This is a genomic window from Streptomyces sp. NBC_00989 (genome assembly GCF_045162655.1).
GTDB lineage: Bacteria > Actinomycetota > Actinomycetes > Streptomycetales > Streptomycetaceae > Streptomyces.
This window is the reverse complement of the sequence record NZ_CP108728.1, coordinates 11,672,960-11,694,870: the sequence shown is the minus strand read 5'-3', so window position 1 is coordinate 11,694,870 and position 21,911 is coordinate 11,672,960. Positions and strand designations below refer to the sequence as shown.

The following is a 21,911-nucleotide window of genomic DNA, read 5'->3' as shown; positions in this document are numbered from 1 at the left end:
CCGGACGGGGGCTCCTGGGCCTGGCGCCAGGCCGCCGGATCCTGCTGAACGCAGTGGAGTGGACCGTCGAGTCGGTCGAGCCACAGCTCGGACGCTTCGTTCTGTCTCACGCTGACGGACAGGTCGAGTCGCGCTCGATCCGCTGGCTGATCAATCATCCCGACGCCCGGATGGCGAAGGAGGTGAAGGCGCACGACGGTTCAGGGCATGGCACCCAGCCTCGCGCCGTGGCCGATCTCACCCCGGAACAGCGCAGTCGCGCCCGGATCCGGGCTGAACACGTCCTGGAAGCAATGACAGGATTCCGCAGCGGCCACCCCTCGCGGGCCCAGCCCGGCGAGCCGAGACCAGCCTATGACCCCGACCGGACGACGCTGACCGAGCGCCGGCTGGTGAAGGTCTCCGAGCTGAAGGCGATGCCTCCGCAGGAGGCGGAAATGCTGGGACTGCGCTTCATGAGCCTGCGGACTCTGGAGCGCTTGTCGTCCGCGACCGGCGAGAGCCTGCTGCTGGCCTGCGCGGACGGACGGTGGACCCGCCGGAGCGGAGGCCACCGGAGCATCACCGAAGAGGTCCGCGAGGCGATCTTCGCGGTGAAGAAGGAGTGCAAGGACCGCGCCCGCATCGGCATGGCGGCCAAGCATCGCCTTCTGCACCAGTACATGAAGGAGAAGTTCCCGCAGTTCCCGACCGAGAAGATCCCGTCACGGACGACTTTGTGGCGGGTCTGGCACGAGTGGTTCGGTCCCGGAGGCAGCCGGCAGCGCTACGAGCGGTCCGCGGACGAGGCCGAGGAGGCCGGCGTCGCCGGGCGGGTGGTGGTACACCGGCCGGGCCAGGTGCTGGCGCTCGACTCGACTCCGATGCCGGTGAAACTACGCGAAACGGTATTCGGGGACGCGGTCACTGGGACGCTGCCCCTGGCTTTGGACCTCTATTCGCACTCCCTGCCGGCCTTTCGTCTGACGCTGCAGTCGGATACCTCGGTGGACATCGCGATGCTGCTGCGGGACGTGATGCTGCCCCTGCCCATGCGTGAGGGCTGGGGCGAGGAGATGCAATGGCCCTACCCCGGGGTCCCGGCCGACGTCATCGCCGAGTTCACCGGCTGCGGGGTCGCAGCCCTGCCGTTCTTCGCGCCGGAGACCGTGACCACCGACCACGGAAGCCCCTACAAGAACCACGACCTGGTGGACGCGGAACGCGCGCTGGGCTGCAACATCCTGCCAGCCCGCACCCTTCGCGCCAGCGACAAATTCGCCGTCGAGCGCGCATTCTCCTCGATCAAGACGCTGCTGTTCGAGCACCTGCTCGGGTTTACCGGCACCGACGTCGCCGACCGCGGGGCCGACCCGGAGGGCGACGCGGTCTTCACCCTGGCCCGGATGGAACACCTGATCGCGAGCTGGATCGTCCAGGTCTGGCAAAACCGCAAACTCGGGGAGTACGCGCCGGCCTGGGGGCCGGGTGAAGACCACAGTCCCAACTCGTTGTTCGCCGCGGCGATGCTCCAGGGCGGCTTCTCCCTGCAGATCCCCGAGCCGGAGCTCTACTACCAGGTGCTGCGCAAGCATCACGTGAAGATCCATCCGCGTCGCGGGGTCAAGATCCTCGGGCTCTGGTATCACGCCGAGGTACTCGATGAGCCCCGTTATCGGCTCCCGTCCGACCGGGGCGGAAAGCACGCGGGCAAGTGGGTGGTCCGCAGCGACCGAAGGGACCGGCGCCAGGTCTTCTTCCAAGATCCCCTCGTCCACGACACCTGGCATGTCCTGCGCTGGAACGGTCTGCCGCCCGAGGGCGAGATCCCGGCCTTCTCGGACACGACTGCCGCGAACCTGCTGGCCCATGTCAAGGAGCACAAGCTCGGGCCGCGCTCGGACAAGGACCTGCTGCCGGTGCTGCTGGAGATCCTCAATTCCGCAACGCCGGTGTCCCAGTGGCCGACCCAGCCGCAGAAGCGGGAGCGTGCCGCGCGGTCACGCGAAAGCAGCCGCGCGCAGACTGCCGCCGCGGACCGGGTTGGACATCGGGCCGCCGAGCCCGCGTCCTGGAGTGAGCAGTCCCGGACGATCGCGAAGGCCGTCGATTCCTCACGGCGTCAGCGGCGGGAGGCGGCCCAGCTCGGCGAGCCCGTCGCGCCGCCGCTGCTGGTGGACTCGCTGCGGCACCGCCGCCTGTTCCTGCTGCCGGACGGGCCCGACGAGGACGGCGACGACACGTCGGAGGAGTACGGATGAGCAAGGACCCCCTGGCCGGACTGCCGTCGCGGAGCCGGATCGCCGAGCTCGTCCTGCGGAAGCATCCGCACCGCAACACGTTTGCCGGCTGGGAGCACTACCGCCGCACCCGCGGCCTGCTGGTGCCCGCGCCGATGCTGACGGCGGCCCAGTTGAAGTCGGTCCCCCTGGCCCGCCGCTCCGATTACGACCTCTACCGGCAGGTGACGAACGTGAACCTGCCGCTCCAGCAGACACCGATGCTGACCAAGGTCAACGAGGTGATCGACCGGCGCTTGCTGAGCAACCCCTTCGTCCAGGACGACGCCACCCTGCCTGGGGTCATGGTCAGCGGCTTCGGAAACCACGGCAAGACCGCCGCCGTCTGCGCGCTCGCCGCCGAGTTCGAGGACTACTGGCTGGACCTGCACGGCCACCTCGATCCCACGTCGGTCGAGGGCACCTGGGATCTGCACGCGCCCGTCGCCTACGTTTCGACGCCGGTCACCGCGACCCCCAAGAGCCTCTGCGAGTCGATCCTGAACTTCTTCGGTCCCGACATCCGCAAGATGACGCTGCCGCAACTGCTGCGGCAGGTTGCCGACTCGTTGAGGGACCACGGCGTCATGGTTCTGATCCTCGACGACATCAACCGGCTCCGCATGCACCGCTCGGACGACCAGGACGTCCTGGACATGATCCGGGCCCTGATGGGCTGCGGGATCACCCTGATCCTGTCCGGCGTCAACATCCCGGGCACCGGCCTGCTGCGCGAGGCCACCTACGACCGCAAGACCAAGCAGTGGGTCCTTCCGCCGCTGGAGACCCACCGCGTCCACGGACTGGAGGTCACCCAGACCGAGCGCCGCTTCGATCTGGTCGAACTGGACCGCTTCCCCTACGGCACTCCCGCAGAAATGCGGCACTTCGTCGGCCACCTCAAGGGGATCGAAGACCACCTGCGGCTGATGAAGGCCAAACCCGGCATGCTCACCTCAGGCGGCATGCCCGAGTACCTCTACGGCCGCTGCGCGGGCGTCGTCGGCATCCTCGGCCGCCTGGTCAGGGACGCCGCCATCGCCGCCATGCAGAGCGGAAAGGAGAAGATCGACGAGGCACTCCTCGAAGGGATCATCATCGGCCGTGAGAATCCCGCCCACGGGATCGGCCAAGCCCCGGACGACGCTGGTGAACCCGAAGCCTGCAAGCCGACGACCAACCGGACAAGGCCCCGCAAGGCGGGCAGGAACACCGTCTTCGACGACCACGGCCCGCAGCACTCCAATGAAGCCGCGAGTTGAATGATGCCCCCGATCGAGCCGCTGCCCAGGAGCCTGACCCCGCTGGCCGGCGAGAGCCTGCACGGGCTGATCCTGCGGCTGTCTCATCGCCTGGACCAAGCGCCGGGCCACATCCTCTGGCGCACCGGCCTGACTTCGGACACACGATCGACCAGTCTCGCCCCGAAGCGGTTACTGCTCATGCTCGATGCCAGCGAACAGCAGAGATTCGCCGCCGCCACCCGCCTGGACCCCGAGACCGTCGACCAGCTCACCCTCCGGCGCTACTTCGCCACCCACCCTTCCCTCGCGAAGGCCATGGCCCGCCCCGGCCAGAGCCCACGCCAACGGTTCATCCCGCCGACATGGCTGCTGTTCGCCAACCCGCGCCACTGCCCAGAGTGCCTGGCCGGAGACGGCAGCGAGATCCAGCGGCGACACGGCGGTGCCTGGAAACTCCAATGGCACCTGCCGATCGTGTTCGCTTGCCTGGAACACACGGTCTTCCTGCAGCACCGCTGCCCGGGCTGCCGCCAGCGCGGCGACAGCCTCGACCGCCGCATCACCACGCGGCTCATCGCCAGCCCCGGCGCCTCCGGACTCCACCCGGCCCAGTGCAGAAGAAAGACCACCGAAGCGCACCACGCTTCGCTCTGCCCGCACCGGCTCGACTCCTTCGACCCGCCGCGCGTAGAACTCCCGCCCGAGCTGGAACGCCTCCAGCTCGAACTTCTTGCCCTCCTGGAGGACACCGCCGACCCGAGACGAAGCCTGGGCCGGCTGTCGGACCTGCGTCACCTGTCAGCGATCATCTGCGCGACCTGGCCCCACAGCCGGCGCGGCGACCTCCCGCCAGCCGTGACCAGAACACTCTCCACGGACCTTCGCCGTCCGGCCCAGCCCGGGTCCGACAGCAGGACCGACCAGCACCGCTGGGACTCCGCCCCACCCTCTGCCCTAGTAGGACTCCGTTAGGTCTTTCTTGATCTTGTTGTCGTGCGGGTTCTGGTGGGGAGGGGTTGCTGGCAGCTGGTGCAGATCCCGGTCCAGCACCTCAGGGTGTCTTGGAGAGCGTCGAGGATCTGGTAGAGGGTGAAGCTGCTTCCTGTGCTTTTGGGGCCAGGCGCCGTTCGGTGAGGAAGGCGTGGGCGGCTGTCACGAGGGTGACGTGGTGGTGCCAGCCCGGCCAGGAACGGCCCTCGAAGTGGTCCAGGCCCAGGCCGTGTTTGAGCTCCCGGTAGTCGTGCTCGATGCGCCAGCGGACCTTGGCCAGGCGGACCAGATCGGTGATCGGGGCATCGGGCGGGAGGTTGGACAGCCAGTATTCGCTCGGAGCTTCGGCGCCGGCGGGCCATTCGGCCAGTAGCCAGCAGTCGGGCAGGACCCCGTCCCACCAGCCTTGCTCGGCCGAGGCCGCTGCTTTGACCGGTTGTTCGACGGCTTTTCCGGCCGGACGCACACGCACGGCTGCGAAGCGGGAACGTAACTCCCCTTTCGAGCCCTGGCGCCATGTGAGCGGGGTGAACGCTTCCGGTCCAAGGCTTGTGGCAAGGACTGCCACGGACGGTGCCTTCTGGCGGTAGCGAGGCTGCGGCCAGCAGCCGACATCTCCTTTGCGGTCCGGGGCCATGGGTTGTGCGTCGAAGGGGTGGGCGCTCACGTCCGACCGGATGGACAGGACATAGGTGAGTCCTCGTTTCGACAGGGCGGCCCGCAGGTGTGCATTGGTGCCGTAGGCGGCGTCGGCCACCACCGCTGGCGGTGTCATCCCCCAGTCCGCGAGCTTGTCGAGCATGTCGAGTGCCAGGCGCCATTTTTCCCGGTGTGTGACCTCGGCCGGAATCAGGGTCCTGGTGCGGCGGTGGCTGTCCGCGGCCCACTCCTGGGGCAGGAACAGTCTCCACTGCAGGGGGCAGGAGGCAGTGTCACTGGCAGCGTGGACACTGACCGCGACCTGGCAGTTCGCGCGTTTGCCCAGGGCTCCGCAGTACTGCGGAGCCACACCGACCGACATCCGGCCGTCCTTGGGCATCGACACATCGTCGATCACCCAGGCCACCGGGTCGACCAGGGGCAGCAGCCGTTCGTTGACCCGCAGCTGCACAGGCTCCGGATCCCAGGTCGACTGGTTCACGAACTGCTGCAGGTTTTGTTCGTTGCCGTCCGGCAGTCGCGCAGCCATCGCCTGGATCGACTTGCGGCGGCCGTCCAGCATGAGTCCGCGCAGATAGCAGTCGCCCTTGGCCCGCTGATCCTTCCGCGGAACCGAAGCGAACACATCGGCCACAAACAACGCCAACGTCGCCCGAACACGCCTCACTTCATGTAAGTCCACCAACCCAACATGCTCTTGATCAGCGCCAACAGGAAGACCTAACGGAGTCCTACTAGCAATGGCAGCAGTGCTGAGCATCGCCATGCAGCTACTGAACCTCCCCCTGAGAGAGCTGCGGAAAGAACTCCAGGACCTGGCCAAGCACGCACCCTCCAATCTGGACCCGGCCTGGGGCAGGACCTGGAACCTACTGCCCTGCAAGCACTCGCCGATCATCGAATACGAGATCAAACAGGCATTCCAATCCCAGCAGCCACGGAGGCTTGCTCCCGCCGAGCCAGTCCTTGATCCCCGGCCACGCGGCTACCTTCCAGGACACATCCCGCAACACCTGCCCGAGGAGTGGTTCACCGTCCTCCTCGAAGCCTCCACTCCTCACCCTCTCCCGCGAAGTCTCAAGCTCCGCCGCATCGTCGCGGTCCAACTAATCCAAATCGCCACCGGCCAGTCGATGGCCGAAGCTGCCAACTTCCTGCAGATCCCCGGCTCCTGGTTCAACCGCCAACCACGTCAACAACTACCTCCGCTGCACGCACACATCCGCAACGGCCCCTTCAACCTGACCGAGGCATTTGAAGCCCTCGCCTCGCACATCGGTCAGACCCCTGATCCGATCGACTACCGACAGCGCCGCGAACGGTTCGCGTCCTGGTCCCTGCCCCGCGAAGACTGGGAGGACCTGATCAGAGGTCTGCCTGGGGCGAAACCCCGCCGACAGCCCATCGAGACCCCAAACTGGCTGGAGAAGTGCGCGTCTGCGCTCATCTGGTCGAAACTCACCGGCAGCGAGTGGCGACTGGCCCCCACCATCGACCCGCTCGCGGTCGGCACCGGCGGAGTGCTCGACCGTCGCAGCCCAGCGGGCGAGGCGATGGCAAGGCTCCGTGCCCTGCGGGACCCCTACATCCGGTCCCTCAGAGCGCTCCTGGATGAGTACACGGCCGGACTCGCAGCCACGGAAGGCAACCCGACCAAGCACTCTCCGTTGATGACGATCTCTGGAATCGGCTCTGGCCGCGATTGCGCGAATCCCCCGGCCGCCACATCAATCACACGGGCGGGGTCATGATTCACGCCGTCCGGTACCGATGATTGCGTAGGAGAATGAATGCAGGCCGCCGAGCACCCTGCGGAGTACGCATGAGCGGGGCACCACCCGGCAAGCATGGCCGCGTCGGCACGGGCGAGCCGGCCCCGCCCCCGGCGGGGAAGTGATCCGAACCGGAACACTGTGCTCCGGGGCTGCCTCAGGAAGCTGGGGCCGAGCGGCCGGCATCCGGAACTGCGGCCCGCCAGCGGCCCCGCCCTCCTGGCCGAGGCGACTGCGGCAGCCAGTCCCGGCCCGGTGAACTGGGCCGTCGACGTGGGGCGCGACCTCGCATCGGCCATCATCTCCGAGATCCCCGAACTCGGCGGCGGTGAAGGCCCGTTCGAGACACTTCGCATGGGCACCGACTCGGCGCGCCCGCAAGGGGCTGCCAGGGCCGGGTGAGCGTTGCCTTCGGTATGCGCGACATAGCCTGCGTCCTTCTGAGGTTCCGAGGTCTCATTAGCCCTGCTTGGGCCCGGTGTTGTAGCGATCGGGAACTGCCTCTGCCAGCGCGGAAGGACTGAGATGCCTACCACCGCACACCCCCGACGGCCTCGACGCGCCGACCCTGCTGCGCCGCCTCGCCGCGACCGACCTTCGGGTAATCGACCTGATCGACCTGACCGCGTCCCTTTCGCCGGCCTCGGCGCACGGCTACCTGGTCGTCCGGGACGGAGCCGCCGGGCTGGTCAGCGTGTTGCGATCCAGCGACCTGCCTGTCTTCATCAGCCGGGGCCAGGATCCACGTGCAGCGCTGCCCGGCGTGATGATCGCGCCGCGCGGGACGACCCTGGCCGAACTGTTGAGCGCGGGCACGACCAGCCTGTTCGACCTCGAACCCACGATGGCGAGCATCCTGCTGGTCACATCGGACGGGAATACTGAATCCGTGGCGCCCCAGGAACTCCTGGTAAGCGCACGACGCAGCGAGGTGCATGTCCGGCACCGGCCACGTACGACATTCCGCCCACCGCACGAGTGGCCCGTTCCGCGAGTTGACAGAGCGCGGAACCTTCATGCCAATATTAGTAATGACACGAACTAAATCCTCCGCGCCGCGACGGTCGCGGTGGTCCCACCGAAAGGACGTGCGGCGATGGCGGACTGGCCGCTCGTCCCCGATGAGGAGGCCTTCGCTCCGGGCAGCCTGCTGCGCACAGCGCAGCAGGTGCACGATCGCCTGTGGCAGGAGCTGGTGCCCGGCGGCTGCACCTCGCCGCAGTTCGCGGTGCTCCACCGGCTGGCGCTGCGGCCGGGCATCGACCAGCGCACCCTGGGCGAGGCCGCCGGCCTCGACAGGGCCACCGGCGCCGAGCTCGTGGCCCGGCTCGAACAGTCGGGGCTGATCAGACGAGAGCGCGCCGCGGCGGACGCGCGCCGCAACAGCCTTCGGCTCACCGTGGCCGGCGACACCGCCCTGCGGGCCTGTGCGCCCTGGGTGGCCCAGGTGCAACTGCGACTGACCGCCCCGCTGGGCGATGCCGGGACCGGGCGGATTCTGCGGCTGCTGAGGACGGTCGCCGAGGTGGCGACCGGTCAGCCGGTTGGGCAGGAGCTGCCCGAAATCGTCGGCCTGCCCGCGGATCCGTCCCGTATCCCCGGCCACCTGGTCCGAGTGGCCCATCAGCGACACACCCAATTCTGGACGGCCGCCGTGGGCGAAAGGCCGACCTCACCCCAGTACGGCGTGCTCTACCGCCTGGCGCGGGAACCGGGCATCGACCAGACCACGCTGGCCGACCGTATCGCCCTGGCCAAGGCGCCCACTGGCGAGATCGTGAAGCGGCTCGTCGCACGGGGTGAAGTCCTGCGCGACGTCGACCCGGGCGACGCCCGCCGCAGGCTGCTCACGCTCAGCTCGCAGGGACGTCAGGTTCTGCGGGACGTCACGCCCGCGGTGCTGCGCGTCCAGGAGGAGCTGACCGCGGAACTCACCGCGGACGAGCGCAGGGAACTGCTCACACTGCTCAGGAGGATCACCCGGCCGTAGCCGCGGGCTTTTTCTTCCGCATTTAGTAACTGTACGAACTGATCTGCGGGAGAAGACCACCACGAGGCAAGCCGGGGAGACATGAGATGGAGACGCGAAATGACGACTCAACGCTTTGACGCACCTGCCGATCCGCTGCTGCACGCTCTCTACGGCGACCTCGCGGAAAAGGATCTCCAGCCGCTGTGGCGACTGCACGGGCTGCTGACCCCCACCCCTGCCGTCAAGGCCGTCCCCCACCTCTGGCGGGGCAGGGACCTGCGCGACCTCGGCGAGCGGGCCGGACGTCTGGTGCCCGTGGACCGCGGCGGCGACCGGCGGGTGCTGTCACTGAGCAACCCCGGCCTGGGCGGACTGCCGTACGCCACCTCGACCCTCTGGGGTGCGGTGCAGTACCTGGGACCGGGCGAGACGGCGCCGGCCCACCGCCACACCCCCGCCGCCCTGCGCTTCGTCCTGGAGGGCGGAGGAGTATGGACCGCGGTGAACGGCGACCCGCTGGCCATGTCCGCCGGAGACCTGATCCTCACCCCCAGCTGGACCTGGCACGAGCACCACAACCCCGGCGACACGTCGATGACCTGGTTCGACGCCCTCGACCTGCCGCTCGTGGAAGGACTGGGCGCGGTGTTCTTCGAACCCGGCGACGGCAGAACGGCTGCCACCACCTCACCGGCCGGGCACTCCGCGTCCGAGCGCCGCTTCGGAGGCGGTCCCGGCCTGCTGCCCGACGGCACCACCGCCCCACCGACCGCGCACTCCCCCCTGCTGCGCTACCGATGGGCCGACACCGACCGCGCCCTGGCCGGCCAACTCTCCGAACCCACCTCCCAGGCCGCCCGCTCCGGCCACGCGCACATTCGCTACGCCGACCCGACCAGCGGCCGCGACGTGATGCCGACCATGCGCTGCGAGATGGACCGCTATCTGCCCGGCCACACCGCGCCCGCCGTGAGGCGCACGGGCTCGTCCCTCGTCGCCGTGTTCCGGGGCTCGGGCACGGTCGCCCTCGACGGTACGCACCACGACATCGAACCAGGCGACCTGATCGCCGTCCCGTCCTGGACGGCGGTGCGCGTGCTCGCGCACGAAACCCTCGACCTGTTCACCGTCAACGACGCCCCCGTCCTGGAAGCCCTCGCCCTGTACCGGACCGAAGAGGTCACGGAAGACGCCCAAAACGTCGCCGACAACTGACCGTTCACCCTTGGGAGACCCCATGCGCATCGCCCGCTTCAACGAGGATCGCATCGGCATCGTCCGTGACAACCGCGTCCTGGACGTCACCGACCAGCTCACCGAGCGCCTCTCCCCGGCCCCCTACAGCCTGGCCCGCCGCCTGATCACCGAATTCGCCGCCGTCCGCCCGCTGCTGGAACAGACAGCGTCCGTCGCCGGGCCCGGAGACGGCCTTCCGCTCGCCCAGGCGCGGCTGCTGGCCCCCGTCCCCGACCCGGCGAAGATCGTCGCGGCACCGGTCAATTACCGGGATCACCAGTCGGAGATGAACGAGGCGTACCACATCAGCTCGCTCGGCTTCTTCCTGAAGTCGCCGTCCTCGATCCTCGACCCCGAGGGGACTGTGCGCCTGCCCTACACCGACCGGCGCTTCGACCACGAAGCCGAGTTCGCGCTCGTCGTCGGACGCCGGGCCAGCCATGTCACGCCCGAGCAGGCACTGGACCACGTCTTCGGCTACACGGGCCTGATGGACATCACCATGCGCGGCGGCGAGGACCGCTCCACCCGCAAGTCCTTCGACACCTTCACCCCGCTCGGGCCGTGGCTTGTCACCCCTGACGAGCTCGGCTCCCCCGAGGACGTCGACCTGGAACTGACCGTCAACGGCGAACCGAGGCAGAAGGCCAACACCAGCGAACTCATCTGGTCGGCCGCCCGCTTCCTGTCCTACGCCTCCACGGTCACCGTGCTGGAGCCCGGTGACGTGGTCACCACCGGCACCCCCGCCGGCGTCGCCCCCGTCGAGGACGGCGATGTCGTCGAACTGACCGTCGCCCGCATCGGCCGCCTGCGTGTGGCGGTGTCGGCCGAGGGCGCCGTGCCCTGCCCCACCTCGGGAGCCTCCCGCGGCCCCGTTCCACCGCCCGCCCCCAGCCACAAGTAACCGACGAGCCCACGAGGACGACATCATGACGAACGCGACACGCGTCCCGCTGCTCATCGTCGGCGGCGGCATCGGCGGCATGGCAGCCGCCCTCGCCGCGGCCCGCGCAGGACAGCAGGTGCGGCTGCTGGAACGCGCCCCCGCGTTCACCGAGATCGGCGCCGGCCTCCAGGTCGGGCCCAACGCCATCCGGGTCCTGGCCGGCCTCGGCCTCTACCCGCAGATCGAGAAGGTCGCGGTCTTCCCCGAGCGCGGGGTGTTCATGGACGCCGTGACCGGGAGACACCTGACAGCCCTCGACCTGGGCTCCGGCTTCCGAGAGCGTTACGGAGCGCCGTACGTGGTGATGCACCGCAGCGACCTGCTCGACATCCTGCTCCAGGCGTGCCGCGACAGCGACCTGGTGACGCTGGAGAACGGCAAGGAGGTCACCGAGGTCAGCGACCCCGCCTCCGGAGCCGTCCACGTCAACTGCGCCGACGGCAGCGCGTACGAGACAGAGTTCCTGATCGGCGCCGACGGCCTCAACTCCGCCGTCCGGCCGCTCGTCGTCCAGGACGAGCTGGTGTGCTCCGGCTACGCCGCCTACCGCGGCACCATCCCGGTGGGGGACGCCGCCGAGCACATCGACGGAAGCAGCGTCGTGCTGTGGATCGGTCCCGGCCTGCACATGATCCAGTACCCCATCCGTCGCGGCGAGCTCCGCAACACCGTCGCCGTGTTCCGCAGCGACGCCTTCGCCCGTGGCGAGGACGACTGGGGCGGTCCGGACGAACTCGACGCACGGTTCGCCGGCACCTGCAACCAGGTGCGTCGCGGCGTCCAGCTCGTCGACCGCAGCCGGCACTGGAAGACGTACGACCGCGACCCCGCCGACCGCTTCACCGCCGGCCGGGTGGCACTGCTCGGCGATGCCGCGCACCCCATGCTGCAGTACCTGGGTCAAGGTGCCTGTCAGGCCCTGGAGGACGCCGAAACCCTGGGCCGTCTGCTCGGTCGTCACTGCGGCGACTACGGCAGGGTGCTGGCCGCCTACGAGCAGGAGCGCGTGCCCCGCGCCACCGGCGTCCAGCGCACCGCCCGCAGCTGGGGCGAGATCTGGCACACGGACGGGATCGGCAAAACACTGCGCGACCACATCTTCACCGGCCGGGCTGTGGATGACTACACCCATACGGACTGGCTGTACCTGCCCAGTGCGGTCTGACACCGTGGGACGTCCTGCGCCACTCACCGCGGCCGCTGGGCAGTCCGACCCGTTCGACGAGGGCGATCCCGAAGCCTCCGACGCTGTGAGGAAAGGGCGTCAGGCAGCGGCAAGGGCCAGGCGTTCGCTGATCTCGCCTGCCATGGCCAGCAATTTCTGGGCGACCTCCGCCTCCGCCTCCGGATGCAGGCGGGAGGCGAGGGCGGCCACGCTCAGTGCTGCCACGACCTGCCCGTCCTGGTTGCGGATCGGCGCGGAGATGCCCACGACGTCGGGGTCGAGTTCGCCGCGGGTAATGGAGTAGCCGAGCCGGCGGATGCGGCCCAGGCGTTCGACCAGTGCGTCGACGTCGGTGAGGGTGGCCGGGGTGAAGCGGTGCAGTTCGGCGGCCTCCAGCACTCGGCGTGCCTCGTCCTCGGCGCTCCAGGCGAGCAGGACCAGGGCTGCCGCTCCGGCGTTGAGGGGCAGTGCGCTGCCTCGCTCGTAGGAGATGCGTACCGCCCGGGTCTCGTTCTCCGCGAGGTCCACGCACACGACCAGGTCCCCTGCGCGGCGGGTGAGCAGAACGGTCTCCTGCACCTCTTCGGCGAGTTTCCGCATCGAGGGGAGGGCGACCTCCGAGAGGCCGTAGCTGCGGCGTGCCAGCCGGGAGATCTCCAGGACCCGCAGGCCGAGCCGGAAGCCGCCGCCGGGCGCTTCTTCCAGGAATCGTCCGGCGACCAGGCTCTGCAGGTAGCGGTACGCGGTGGAGCGGGCGACTCCGAGTCGCTCGGCCACTTCGGTTCCCGAGATGACGAGGTGGGTGTCGTCGAACATGGTCAGGATGTCGAGTGCGCGGTCGGCAGTGGCGTTACGGTCGCGGTAACTGGGGGACGCTGTTCCTGACATGCCGGACACTTTACCGGCCGGGCGCGGTCCGGTGGGGGGCATGTCCGTCGCGGTCACAGCCGGTCCCTGACTACGGTGTTGCGCAGTTCGCCTATGCCCTCCACGGTCGTGACGAGTTCCTGCCCGGGCCGCAGGAACACCTGGGGGTCGCGGCCGGCACCGACTCCTGCGGGGGTGCCGGTGCAGATCAGGTCGCCCGGCAGCAGCGTGATGATGGTGCTGACGTAGGCGATGACGTCGGCGGCGTCGAAGAGCAGGTCGGCGGTGTTGGACTTCTGCATGGTGTGGCCGTCCACCCTGCAGGAGATGGTCAGTCCCGAGGCGCCGGGCGGGAGTTCGTCGGGGGTGACGAGTGCGGGCCCGAGGGGGGTGGTGGCCTCGAAGGTCTTGCCGGAGAGGAACTCCCGGGTGCGGTGCTGCCAGTCCCGTACTGTGACGTCGTTGACGACCGTGTACCCGGCGACGTGCTCCAGGGCGTTCTCGCGCGGGATGTGCCGGCCGCGGCGCCCGATGACGACACCGAGTTCGGCCTCCCAGTCGAGGTCGTCGCTGACCGGTGGCATGTGGATGTCGTCGTGGGGGCCGATCAGCGAGCCGTCGTACTTGGCGAACAGGGTGGGGTGCGCGGGGGTTGGGCGGCCCATCTCCTCGATGTGGCTGGCGTAGTTGAGGCCCAGGCAGACGATCTTGTTGGGGTGGGGCACGACGGCGGTGAAGGACGCCCCGTCGAGCGGGACGCGTTCGCCGTCCCCGGCGGCCAGCTGCGGCCAGTTGTCACCGGCGGCCAGCAGGGCGCCGACGTCGGAGTACGGCAGTAGGACGAGTGCGTCGCCCTCCTGCCGGGCGGCAGTGGTGATCTCACGGTCGCCGGAGAGACGGACGGTGCTCAGCTTCACAGGGTGGCTCCTTCGATACCGGTGTCGGTGTGACTGCCAGGGGCTAAGACCTTGGCAGTGGGGTCCGCCGCGGGGGCGGACACGAAGCGGCGAAGCTCCTGGCCGACCCGCGCGGCTCGGTGGGGCGGGAAGACGGCGGCGACCAGGCGGTCGGGCCGCACCAGGACGAAGTGCCCTGCCAGGTCCTGGAGGAATGCCCCCGGCCCGCCGTCGGCGTCCGTGATCTCGGGCCGGTCGGTGACGCGGCCGAGTGCCCGGTCGTCGATGAGCACGTCCACCTCGGTGCCGTACGGGAGGCCGGCCCCTCTCGCGCAGGTCCAGTCGGCTTCGGTGAGGCCCACCCCCAGCAGACTCCAGCCGGTGCCCAGGACGTCGTCGAGCAGGGCGAGTCGGTAGCCGGGCCCGTGCAGGACCCTCGGTTGCGGAAGCAGCGCGCCGACGAGCGGGTTGGCTCGGCGCCCCGGCCGGACGACGGCTCCGGTCCGTACCCGGGTGTCGGGGCGGTAGCGCATCTCGGTGAGGTAGCGGCGTCCGGGGCCGGTCAGCAACGCGGCGCGTACCAGCAGGTCCCGCAGGTACGCTCGCGGGCGGCTGGTGGTCATGATGGTCCGGCCGAGCTGGACGGACAGGTCGATCACGGCTTGGGCGTGCGGTCGGCGTTCCACGTCATAGGTGTCCAGGAGGGCATCGCCGGCCCGCCCGGCCAGTACCTCCGCGAGTTTCCAGGAGAGGTTGGCCGCGTCCCGGACACCGGAGTTGAGTCCCTGGCCGGCGAACGGGGGCATCATGTGCGCGGCGTCGCCGAGCAGGAAGCAGCGGCCCACCCGCAGCCGCTCGGCGAGCAGCGCGTGGAAGCTGTACGCAACCGCGCGCTCCACCTGCGCCGGAGTGATCTCCCGGTACGGCTGGAGGAGACGTCGCACGAGTTCGAACGGCGGCTCCTGCCAGACGGCGCCCTCGCCGGGCCGGAGCAGGAACTCGTAACGGCAGCGGCCGTCGCGGCCGGGCACGATCACCGTCGGGCGGGACGGGTCGCCGATGTGCATGCCGAATCGCTCCTGGTGCGGGTCCTCCAGGGTGTCCAGCACGAGCCACACGTCGTCAGGGAAGCTGCGGCCCCGCATCGGGACGGACAGCAGCCGACGCACCGTGCTCCGTCCGCCGTCACAGCCGAGCACGTAGCCCGCAGTGAGTTCCTCGGTATGTCGACCGTCGCCCCGGTGGAGCGTCACCTGGACCCCGTGCGGGAGTTGGGTGAGTCCGCTCAGGCCGGTGGCGAACCGGACCTCGATGTTCGGGTGCCGGGCGAGTTCGGTGCGCAGCACGCGCTCCAGGTCCGGCTGGGCGAAGGGATTCTTGAAGGGGTGCCCGAAGCGGCGGTCGCCGCTGCCTCGGGCGTGTACCAGGGGGCGGCCGCCGACACCGAAGTACTTGGTGCCGGTGCCGGGCACGATGATCGGGTACACGGCGCCGGCCAGGTCTGCGGCCTGCAGGGTTCGCAGCGACTCGTCGTCCAGGCTGATCGCCTTGGCGTCGTCGCTGGTGGTGGAGTTGCGCTCGACCAGCAGGACTTGTACGCCCAGCGAGCCCAGGAGGTGGGCGGCAGTCAGGCCGACGGGGCCCGCGCCGACGATCAGTACGGCAGGGGCGGCAGCGGCCGGAGTCTGGGCCTGGGCCGGAGCAGGGCCGGTTGCCGGTGTCGGTTCGGTCATGAAGTGGGCTCCGTGGGGTCGTCGGGACGGGCGGCGGGCTCACTGGACGGGCTGGTACGCGGGGCCCCCTTCGGCCAGCAGCCGCTCGGCCTCGGCGAGGACCTCATCGGGTGACTGGTCGAGGTCGATGGTTTTGCGGAAGGGCTGCCGGACGTCGCGCTCCAGCCGCAGATAGACCTCGTTGCGGTTGCCCTCGGGATCGAAGAAGTAGATCCCGATGGCGTTGCCGTGGGTGACCTCCTGCTGGACCTCGATGCCCTCGGCGCGGAAGCGGTGGTGGAAGGCGATGACCGACTCCAGGGAGTCGACCCGCCAGGAGACCTGGTGCGTGAGCCTGGCTCCGTCGGGTGCCGTGCGGCCGCGCTGGAGCACGAACTCGTGATGCTCCTCGTCGGGGCGGGCGGACAGGAAGACGATCCCCCGTTCCTCGTCCTCGTCGGTGACGGTCAGCCCCATCACGCGGCTGTAGAAGTCGCGCATCCTCTCCAGGTCGTGCACCCAGAAGCCGGTGTGTCCCAGACCGGTAATCATTGCTGACATCTCCTTTCCAGGACTGCTGTCTCCGTTACTAGGACATGTTCGGGTCGAGTGCCGACAGGCTCAGGTCGACCGCGGAGGCACCGCAGTCCGCCATGAGTACGGCCCCCGTGACGACCGCCGAGCGCGGGCCCGCGAGGAACGCGATGACCTCGGCGATCTCCGACGGCTCCGCGGCCCGGCGCAGGGGCACCAGTGAGCCGGCACGCCGGTAGGCGGCATCCCGGTCCAGGCCGGACCGGGAGCCGGCCTCGTCCATCACGCGGTCGAGCATCGCGGTGCGCACGGCACCGGGGCAGACCACGTTCGCGCGTACCCCGAGCGGGCCGAAGTCGGCGGCCAACGACCGGGTGAGGCCGATGAGGGCGTGTTTGGAGGTGGTGTAGGCGGCGGAGCCGGGCACGGCGAGCGTCCCTGCCAGCGAGGAGACGAACACGATGGCCCCACCGGTGTCGATCAGCGCGGGCAGTGCGCGGCGCGTTGTCACATAGGCGGTGTCCAGGTTGGCCCGCAGCGTGTCCCGCCAGACGGGTTCCGGGTCCAGGACGGTGCCGAAGGTACCGATGCCGGCGCAGCACACCACCGCGTCGAGCCGGCCCCCGTTGCGGAGTGCGACGCCGACCGCGCGGTGTACGTCGTTCTCGTCGGCGGCGTCACCGGGAACGGCGGCCGACCGGGGCAGTTGGGCGACCTTGTCCAGGCCCGGGTCGTCGGGTCCGAGGGCCACCACGGTGGCTCCGCGCTCGGCCAGCAGCTCCGCGGTGGCGTAGCCGATGCCGCCGCCGCCCCCGGTGATCAGAACGGTGCGGCCGGCGAACTCCCGCGTACTCATGCGAGGTCCACGGCGAGAGACTCGGTCCCTGAGGGGGCGGTTTCGGTCTCCTTGCCGCTGCCGGGGCGTGGGCCGAGCAGGCGGCGGGTGGCCCGGCACAGCAGTGGCCACACGCCTTGCGGGGCGAAACGGACGATGGCGATGAGGAGGATGCCCTCGATCACCAGTGAGAGCGTCTGCTGGCTCTGCAGTTCGCGGGTGAGGCCGTAGTAGACGACGGCCACGCCCAGGAGCGGGCCCAGCACGGTGCCCATTCCCCCGACCACGGCCATCAGCACGGCGTTGAGGCTCCAGGAGACGCTGGCCACGCTGTCCGGGGAGATGACGACGAACTGGAAGGCGATCACCGCCCCGGCCAGCCCGGTGACCGCGCTGGCGGGCAGCAGCGCGGCGAGCTGGTGGCGGCGGACGGCGACACCGAGCCCGACGGCGGCCGGTTCGTTGTCGCGGATCGCGGCCAGCCGGAGCCCGAAGTCGCTGTGGCGCGTGTAGAGGGTGAGTGCCAAGGCCAGCGCCGCGACGAGTACGGCGAGTTGGAAGAGGTTGCCGCCGCTGGGCACGGCGTCGACCGGTAGGGTGATACCGCTGGCGCCGCCCGCCCAGTCCCAGTTGCGGATCAGGGCCTGCAGGGCGATGGAGATGGCCAGGGTTCCGATGGAGAAGTAGTCGCCGCGCAGCCGCAGCAGCGCGGCGGACAGCAGGAGGGCGAGCAGCATGGCGGCGACCGGCGCCGCCGCCACGGCGAGGGGCCAGCTCAGGCCGGTGTGGACGAGCAGCAGCGCGGCGGCGTAGCCGCCGGTGGCGACGAAGGCCGCGGAGCCCAGCGAGACCAGGCCGCCGAAGCCGGCGAGGATGTTCCATGCCTGGGCGATGGCCAGGTAGCACAGCAGAGTGACGCCGAGGTCGAGGGTGCCGTTGTCGAGCACGCCCCCGAGGGCGAAACAGACCGTGGTGGACAGCAGCAGTGCGGCCGCCGGCCACCAGCGCCGCAGAGTTGGGCTGAGTGTCATCCGGCATGCGCCTTTCGGAACAGGCCCTGCGGGCGGACCGCGAGCACGAGGAAGAAGGCCAGGTAGACGACCACGTCCCGCCAGCCGCCGCCGAAGAGGCCGACGCTGACGGACTGCAGAACACCCAGTACCACGCCCGCCATCAGCACGCCGCCCACGCTGCCGATGCCTGCCAGGGCCATCACTGCGAAGCCGGTGAGCAGCAGCGGCAGGCCGCTGCTGGGGGTGAAGCTCTGAGCCACGCCGGTGAGCACTCCGCCGGCCGCGGCGAGCGCCGCCGCACCAGCGAAGGTCAAGGCGTAGACGCGGTTGACGTCGATGCCGAGTACGGCCGCGGTGTCGGGGTCGGCCGAGGCCGCCCGCACCGCGCTGCCTGCCCGCGTCCTGGTGAGCACCAGGTGGGTCGCGGCGCACAGCACGATGGTGAGCCCGAAGGCGATCACGTAGACGGTCTGGACCCGCACGCCGAGTACGGACAGGCCGGTGTCGGCGTAGGAGGCGGGCAGCGCCTTGGGGTGGGTGCCGAAGGCGGCCTGGAAGAGCGCCTGCGCCAGCAGCGAGAGGCCGAAGGTGGCCACCAGCGGGGCGCTCTTGCTGCCTCTCAGTAGTGGTGTGAGCAGGTAGCGCTGCAGGGGGTAGGCGATCAGTGCCATGGCGGCCATGGCGAGCGGCAGCGCGGCCAGCGGGTCCCAGCCGGCGTCCACGACGAGCAGCGAGGCCAGGTAGGCGCCGCCGATGACGACTTCGCCGTGTGCCAGGTTCATCAGTCCGAGCACCCCGAAGACCAGGGAGATTCCCAGGCCGATCAGGGCGTACAAACCGCCGGCCAGAATGCCGGCGGCCAGCACGTCGAGGCTCATGTCTCGGCTCCCTTCTGTCGTTTCGGCGGACGGCTCAGCGCAGGCCGGCCAGGGACTTCAGGGGGACGGCGCCCTCGGCGGGCCAGACCTGCTGGATCCTGCCGTTCTCCCACTGCCCGATGAAGGACGGGGTGGTGCTCTTGTTGGCCGTGAACTTCACGGGGCCCAGAGCGGACGACATGTCGGTGGCGGCGAGGGCCTTGTTGACGGAGGCTGCTGTGGTGTCGCCGGCGCGGGAGATGGCGTTCATCAGGACCTGGGCCTCGTGGTAGCCGAGCGCGACCGAGCCGAGGTCGTTGAGGGCCGGGTACTTCTTGGCGAACTTGTCGACGATCATCTGCGTTTCCGGGAGTCCTGCGGAGTCCGTCCAGTTCAGCTGGACGAGCGTGCCGTCGCCGAGTGTGCCCAGCGAGCTCCAGCCGGGGGTCTGGGCGCACTGCAGGCCGATGGCGAGCTTCGGCTTGTACGCCAGCGCCTTCATCTGCTTCCACATCGCGAAGCAGTCCTGCGGTGCCATGGAGGCGATGAGGACCTGCGCGCCGGTGGACTTGCCGGACTGGATGACGTCGGAGAAGTCGGTGGTGCCGGTGGGCACCGCCTTGGTGGAGGCGATGGTGTAGCCGCTCTTCCTGCCCAGCCCGGCCCACAGCTGCCCGGTGGACTTGCCCTCGGCGTCGTTGCTGGTGACCACCAGGATCTTCTTGTTGGTGGACGTGGTGTCGGCGAGTTCGTAGAACTTGTCGGCGCCGTCGGCCAGGGACTGGAAGGAGTCCCAGGTGTAGCCGTTGCCCTCGGGCAGCAGCTCCACTGGGAGGGCGCCCATCATCAGGGGGGTCTTCAGCGCGTCGGCCTGGCCCTGCATGTCGATGTTCTGCTGGCAGCAGGACCCCAGCAGGGCGATCGCGTGGCTGCTGAGCACCAGGGAGCGGACCTGCTGCACCATCGTGTTGGTGTCGCTGCGGTTGTCCAGCACGACCAGCTTGATCTTGCGCTTGGTGCCGCCCACCGTGACGCCGCCGGCGGCGTTCGCCTTGTCGACGGCGAGTTGGTAGCCGTCCTTGATGGAGGTCAGCACCGTGTTGCCGGACAGGGAGATGCTGGTGCCGATCACGATGGGGCCGGTGCTGCTCGCGCTGCCCGCGCTCGATGTGTGGTTGCCGGCGCAGCCGGCGACGAGCAACGCGGCGCAGACGGTGGTGCAGGCCAGACGCAGGGAGGGTCTGAGCGTTCTCATGAGGGTTCTCCAGTGGTGCGGGTGCCGGTGGGTACGCCGGGGTGCGTCGGGGGGACGGTGGAGGAAGCAGGATCTGTGGCGGAGGTGCCGAAGTACGCGGCATCCAGGTCGGCGTCGTCGAGCAAGCCGGCCGGGCCGCCGCGGTAGGAGACGCGCCCCCGGGATAGGACGACCGCGTGGTCGCAGATGCCGAGGGCGCGCTTGACGTTCTGCTCGACTAGCAGGATCGCCACGCCCTGGGCGTTGATCTCGGTGAGTGCCTGGTACAGCGCGTCGATGGCGACCGGGGCCAGGCCCAGCGAGATCTCGTCGCAGATCAGTACGGACGGGTTCGCCATGAGGGCGCGTCCCACGGCGAGCATCTGCTGCTGCCCGCCGGACATCGTGCCCGCGCGCTGCCCGGCGCGTTCGGTGAGCACGGGGAACACGGCGTGCACCCGCTCCATCCGGGCGTGTACCTCACCCCTGGCGAGCGAGAGTGGAGCGCCGAGCTGCAGGTTCTCAGCGACGGTGAGGTCGCCGAAGACGCGGCGGCCCTCCTGGCAGTAGGCGATGCCCAGGCGGGCCCGCTCGTGCACCGGCAGGCGGGTGATGTCCTGGCCGAATGCCGTGATGCGGCCCGTACGGGTGCCGACGGTGCCCATGAGGGTGCCACAGAGCGTGGACTTCCCGGCGCCGTTCGCCCCCAGCACGCCGACGATCTGCCCGCGCCTCAGGCGCAGTGAGAAGTCCCGCAGGGCCAGCATGTCGCCGTATCCGGAGGTGACGCCGTCCAGGACCAGCGCGTCGTCCGTGTCGCCCTGTGCGGCGGTTGCCGCGGTGTCCTGTTGTACGCCCGGTGTGTCCTGAGGTGCGGCGGGGGAAGGGACGGCGGCTCGGGGAGTGGGGCCGGTTCCTTCTGAGGAGCCGCTGTCACCGAGGTAGACCGCGCGCACCTGCTTGTCGAGGGCGATCTGCGCCGGAGTGCCCTCCGCTATCGGACGCCCCCAGTTGAGCACCAGGACGCGGTCGACGAGCTCGCGTACGACCCGTTCGATGTGCTCGACGAGGATCACGGTGGTGCCGCGCTGGTGCACCCGGCGGATCAGGTCGATCGCCTCGTCGAGTTCGCGGCCCACCAGCCCGGCGGCCACCTCGTCGAGCATGAGCACCTGCGGCCGGGTGGCCAGCGCACGGGCGACCTCCAGCCGCTTGAGGTCCAGGACGCGCAGCGAGTCCGCGGCGCGGGAGGCTTTGGTGTCCAGCCGGCACAGGGCGAGCAGGTCGGCGAGCTCGGGTGCGCGCATGGGCGGACCGGCGGCCATGGCCCCGATCCGCACGTTGTCACGGACGGTCAGGCCGTGGAAGGGCCTTGGGACCTGGTGGGCCAGGGCCACCCCCAGTCTGGTGATGCGGTGCGGCGCCAGCCGGTCCAGTCGGCGCGCGCCCAGATGGACGCTGCCCGAGTCCGGGCGGTGCACCCCGGCGATCAGTTTGAGCAAGGTGCTCTTCCCGGCCCCGTTCGGGCCGATGACCGCCACCGCCTCGCCACGGCGCACTGTGAGGTCCACGCCCTCCAGCGCCGTCACGCCGCCGAAGTGTTTTCCCAATTCCTGCACGGTCAGGGCGGTGTCCGAAATGTTCACTGTCGCGGCTCCTTCCATGTCGTTGACCGACGTGTGGCCGCAGGCTAGTGTCCCGCTAAACAAAATACTAG

General features: G+C 69.7%; 18 protein-coding genes. 8 read left to right on the top strand and 10 right to left on the bottom strand.

Features of this window, described 5'->3' with window-relative positions; genetic code table 11:
* Positions 1 to 53 precede the first annotated feature (53 nt).
* From OG714_RS52995 to OG714_RS52985, 3 genes are read left to right on the top strand one after another with little or no spacing between them, the layout of a single operon-like run.
* Positions 54 to 2,240, top strand: coding sequence for a transposase (locus tag OG714_RS52995; protein WP_406131632.1), 2,187 nt, complete (start codon positions 54 to 56; stop codon positions 2,238 to 2,240).
* Positions 2,237 to 3,520 carry an AAA family ATPase gene (locus OG714_RS52990; RefSeq protein ID WP_406131631.1) on the top strand — a complete coding sequence of 428 codons (1,284 nt, stop codon included), beginning with the start codon at positions 2,237 to 2,239 and terminating at the stop codon, positions 3,518 to 3,520. The genes OG714_RS52995 and OG714_RS52990 overlap by 4 nt, the downstream gene beginning before the upstream one ends.
* Positions 3,521 to 3,523: 3 nt before the next feature.
* Positions 3,524 to 4,474 (top strand): TniQ family protein, encoded by a 951-nt coding sequence (locus OG714_RS52985; RefSeq protein WP_406131629.1) that lies wholly within the window; start codon positions 3,524 to 3,526, stop codon positions 4,472 to 4,474.
* A 79-nt stretch (positions 4,475 to 4,553) separates the two neighbouring features.
* On the opposite strand, the gene OG714_RS52980 is transcribed toward OG714_RS52985, so the two are convergent.
* Positions 4,554 to 5,834, bottom strand: coding sequence for an IS701 family transposase (locus tag OG714_RS52980; RefSeq protein ID WP_406117848.1), 1,281 nt, complete (start codon positions 5,832 to 5,834; stop codon positions 4,554 to 4,556).
* 58 nt (positions 5,835 to 5,892) lie between these two features.
* On the opposite strand from OG714_RS52980, the gene OG714_RS52975 reads away from it, so the two are divergent.
* The 5 genes from OG714_RS52975 to OG714_RS52955 all read left to right on the top strand — a co-directional run bounded on the left by OG714_RS52975 (position 5,893) and on the right by OG714_RS52955 (position 12,246).
* Positions 5,893 to 6,903 (top strand): hypothetical protein, encoded by a 1,011-nt coding sequence (locus tag OG714_RS52975; protein WP_406131628.1) that lies wholly within the window; start codon positions 5,893 to 5,895, stop codon positions 6,901 to 6,903.
* 1,117 nt (positions 6,904 to 8,020) lie between these two features.
* A complete protein-coding gene (locus OG714_RS52970) occupies positions 8,021 to 8,914 on the top strand; it encodes a MarR family winged helix-turn-helix transcriptional regulator (RefSeq protein WP_406131626.1) in 894 nt (297 codons plus the stop codon).
* Between the two features lie 99 nt (positions 8,915 to 9,013).
* Positions 9,014 to 10,111: a cupin domain-containing protein gene (locus tag OG714_RS52965; protein WP_406131624.1), complete on the top strand. Its 1,098-nt coding sequence runs from the start codon at positions 9,014 to 9,016 to the stop codon at positions 10,109 to 10,111.
* Between the two features lie 22 nt (positions 10,112 to 10,133).
* On the top strand, positions 10,134 to 11,039 hold the full coding sequence (locus tag OG714_RS52960; protein WP_406131623.1) for a fumarylacetoacetate hydrolase family protein: 906 nt from the start codon (positions 10,134 to 10,136) through the stop codon (positions 11,037 to 11,039).
* Between the two features lie 25 nt (positions 11,040 to 11,064).
* The gene (locus tag OG714_RS52955) at positions 11,065 to 12,246 is read left to right on the top strand and encodes an FAD-dependent monooxygenase (protein ID WP_406131622.1); all 1,182 of its coding nucleotides are present in this window, start codon (positions 11,065 to 11,067) and stop codon (positions 12,244 to 12,246) included.
* Between the two features lie 99 nt (positions 12,247 to 12,345).
* Here the strand turns inward: OG714_RS52955 and OG714_RS52950 are convergent, their stop codons facing one another.
* From OG714_RS52950 to OG714_RS52910, 9 genes are read right to left on the bottom strand one after another with little or no spacing between them, the layout of a single operon-like run.
* Positions 12,346 to 13,134: an IclR family transcriptional regulator gene (locus tag OG714_RS52950; RefSeq protein ID WP_406131621.1), complete on the bottom strand. Its 789-nt coding sequence runs from the start codon at positions 13,132 to 13,134 to the stop codon at positions 12,346 to 12,348.
* Positions 13,135 to 13,187: 53 nt separating this feature from the next.
* Entirely contained in the window at positions 13,188 to 14,030 is an 843-nt protein-coding gene (locus tag OG714_RS52945) for a fumarylacetoacetate hydrolase family protein (RefSeq protein ID WP_406131620.1), read from the bottom strand.
* Positions 14,027 to 15,742 (bottom strand): FAD-dependent monooxygenase, encoded by a 1,716-nt coding sequence (locus OG714_RS52940; RefSeq protein ID WP_406131619.1) that lies wholly within the window; start codon positions 15,740 to 15,742, stop codon positions 14,027 to 14,029. The genes OG714_RS52945 and OG714_RS52940 overlap by 4 nt, the downstream gene beginning before the upstream one ends.
* Before the next feature lie 39 nt (positions 15,743 to 15,781).
* Positions 15,782 to 16,273, bottom strand: a complete 492-nt coding sequence (locus tag OG714_RS52935; RefSeq protein ID WP_406131618.1) for a VOC family protein — start codon at positions 16,271 to 16,273, stop codon at positions 15,782 to 15,784.
* 37 nt (positions 16,274 to 16,310) lie between these two features.
* Positions 16,311 to 17,111 carry an SDR family NAD(P)-dependent oxidoreductase gene (locus tag OG714_RS52930; RefSeq protein ID WP_406131616.1) on the bottom strand — a complete coding sequence of 267 codons (801 nt, stop codon included), beginning with the start codon at positions 17,109 to 17,111 and terminating at the stop codon, positions 16,311 to 16,313.
* Positions 17,108 to 18,121: a branched-chain amino acid ABC transporter permease gene (locus OG714_RS52925; RefSeq protein ID WP_406131615.1), complete on the bottom strand. Its 1,014-nt coding sequence runs from the start codon at positions 18,119 to 18,121 to the stop codon at positions 17,108 to 17,110. The genes OG714_RS52930 and OG714_RS52925 overlap by 4 nt, the downstream gene beginning before the upstream one ends.
* Positions 18,118 to 18,981, bottom strand: coding sequence for a branched-chain amino acid ABC transporter permease (locus OG714_RS52920; RefSeq protein ID WP_406131614.1), 864 nt, complete (start codon positions 18,979 to 18,981; stop codon positions 18,118 to 18,120). Before OG714_RS52920 ends, OG714_RS52925 begins: the two co-directional genes overlap by 4 nt.
* Positions 18,982 to 19,015: 34 nt before the next feature.
* Positions 19,016 to 20,215: an ABC transporter substrate-binding protein gene (locus OG714_RS52915; RefSeq protein WP_406131612.1), complete on the bottom strand. Its 1,200-nt coding sequence runs from the start codon at positions 20,213 to 20,215 to the stop codon at positions 19,016 to 19,018.
* Positions 20,212 to 21,840: an ATP-binding cassette domain-containing protein gene (locus OG714_RS52910; RefSeq protein WP_406131611.1), complete on the bottom strand. Its 1,629-nt coding sequence runs from the start codon at positions 21,838 to 21,840 to the stop codon at positions 20,212 to 20,214. Before OG714_RS52910 ends, OG714_RS52915 begins: the two co-directional genes overlap by 4 nt.
* Positions 21,841 to 21,911 lie beyond the last annotated feature (71 nt).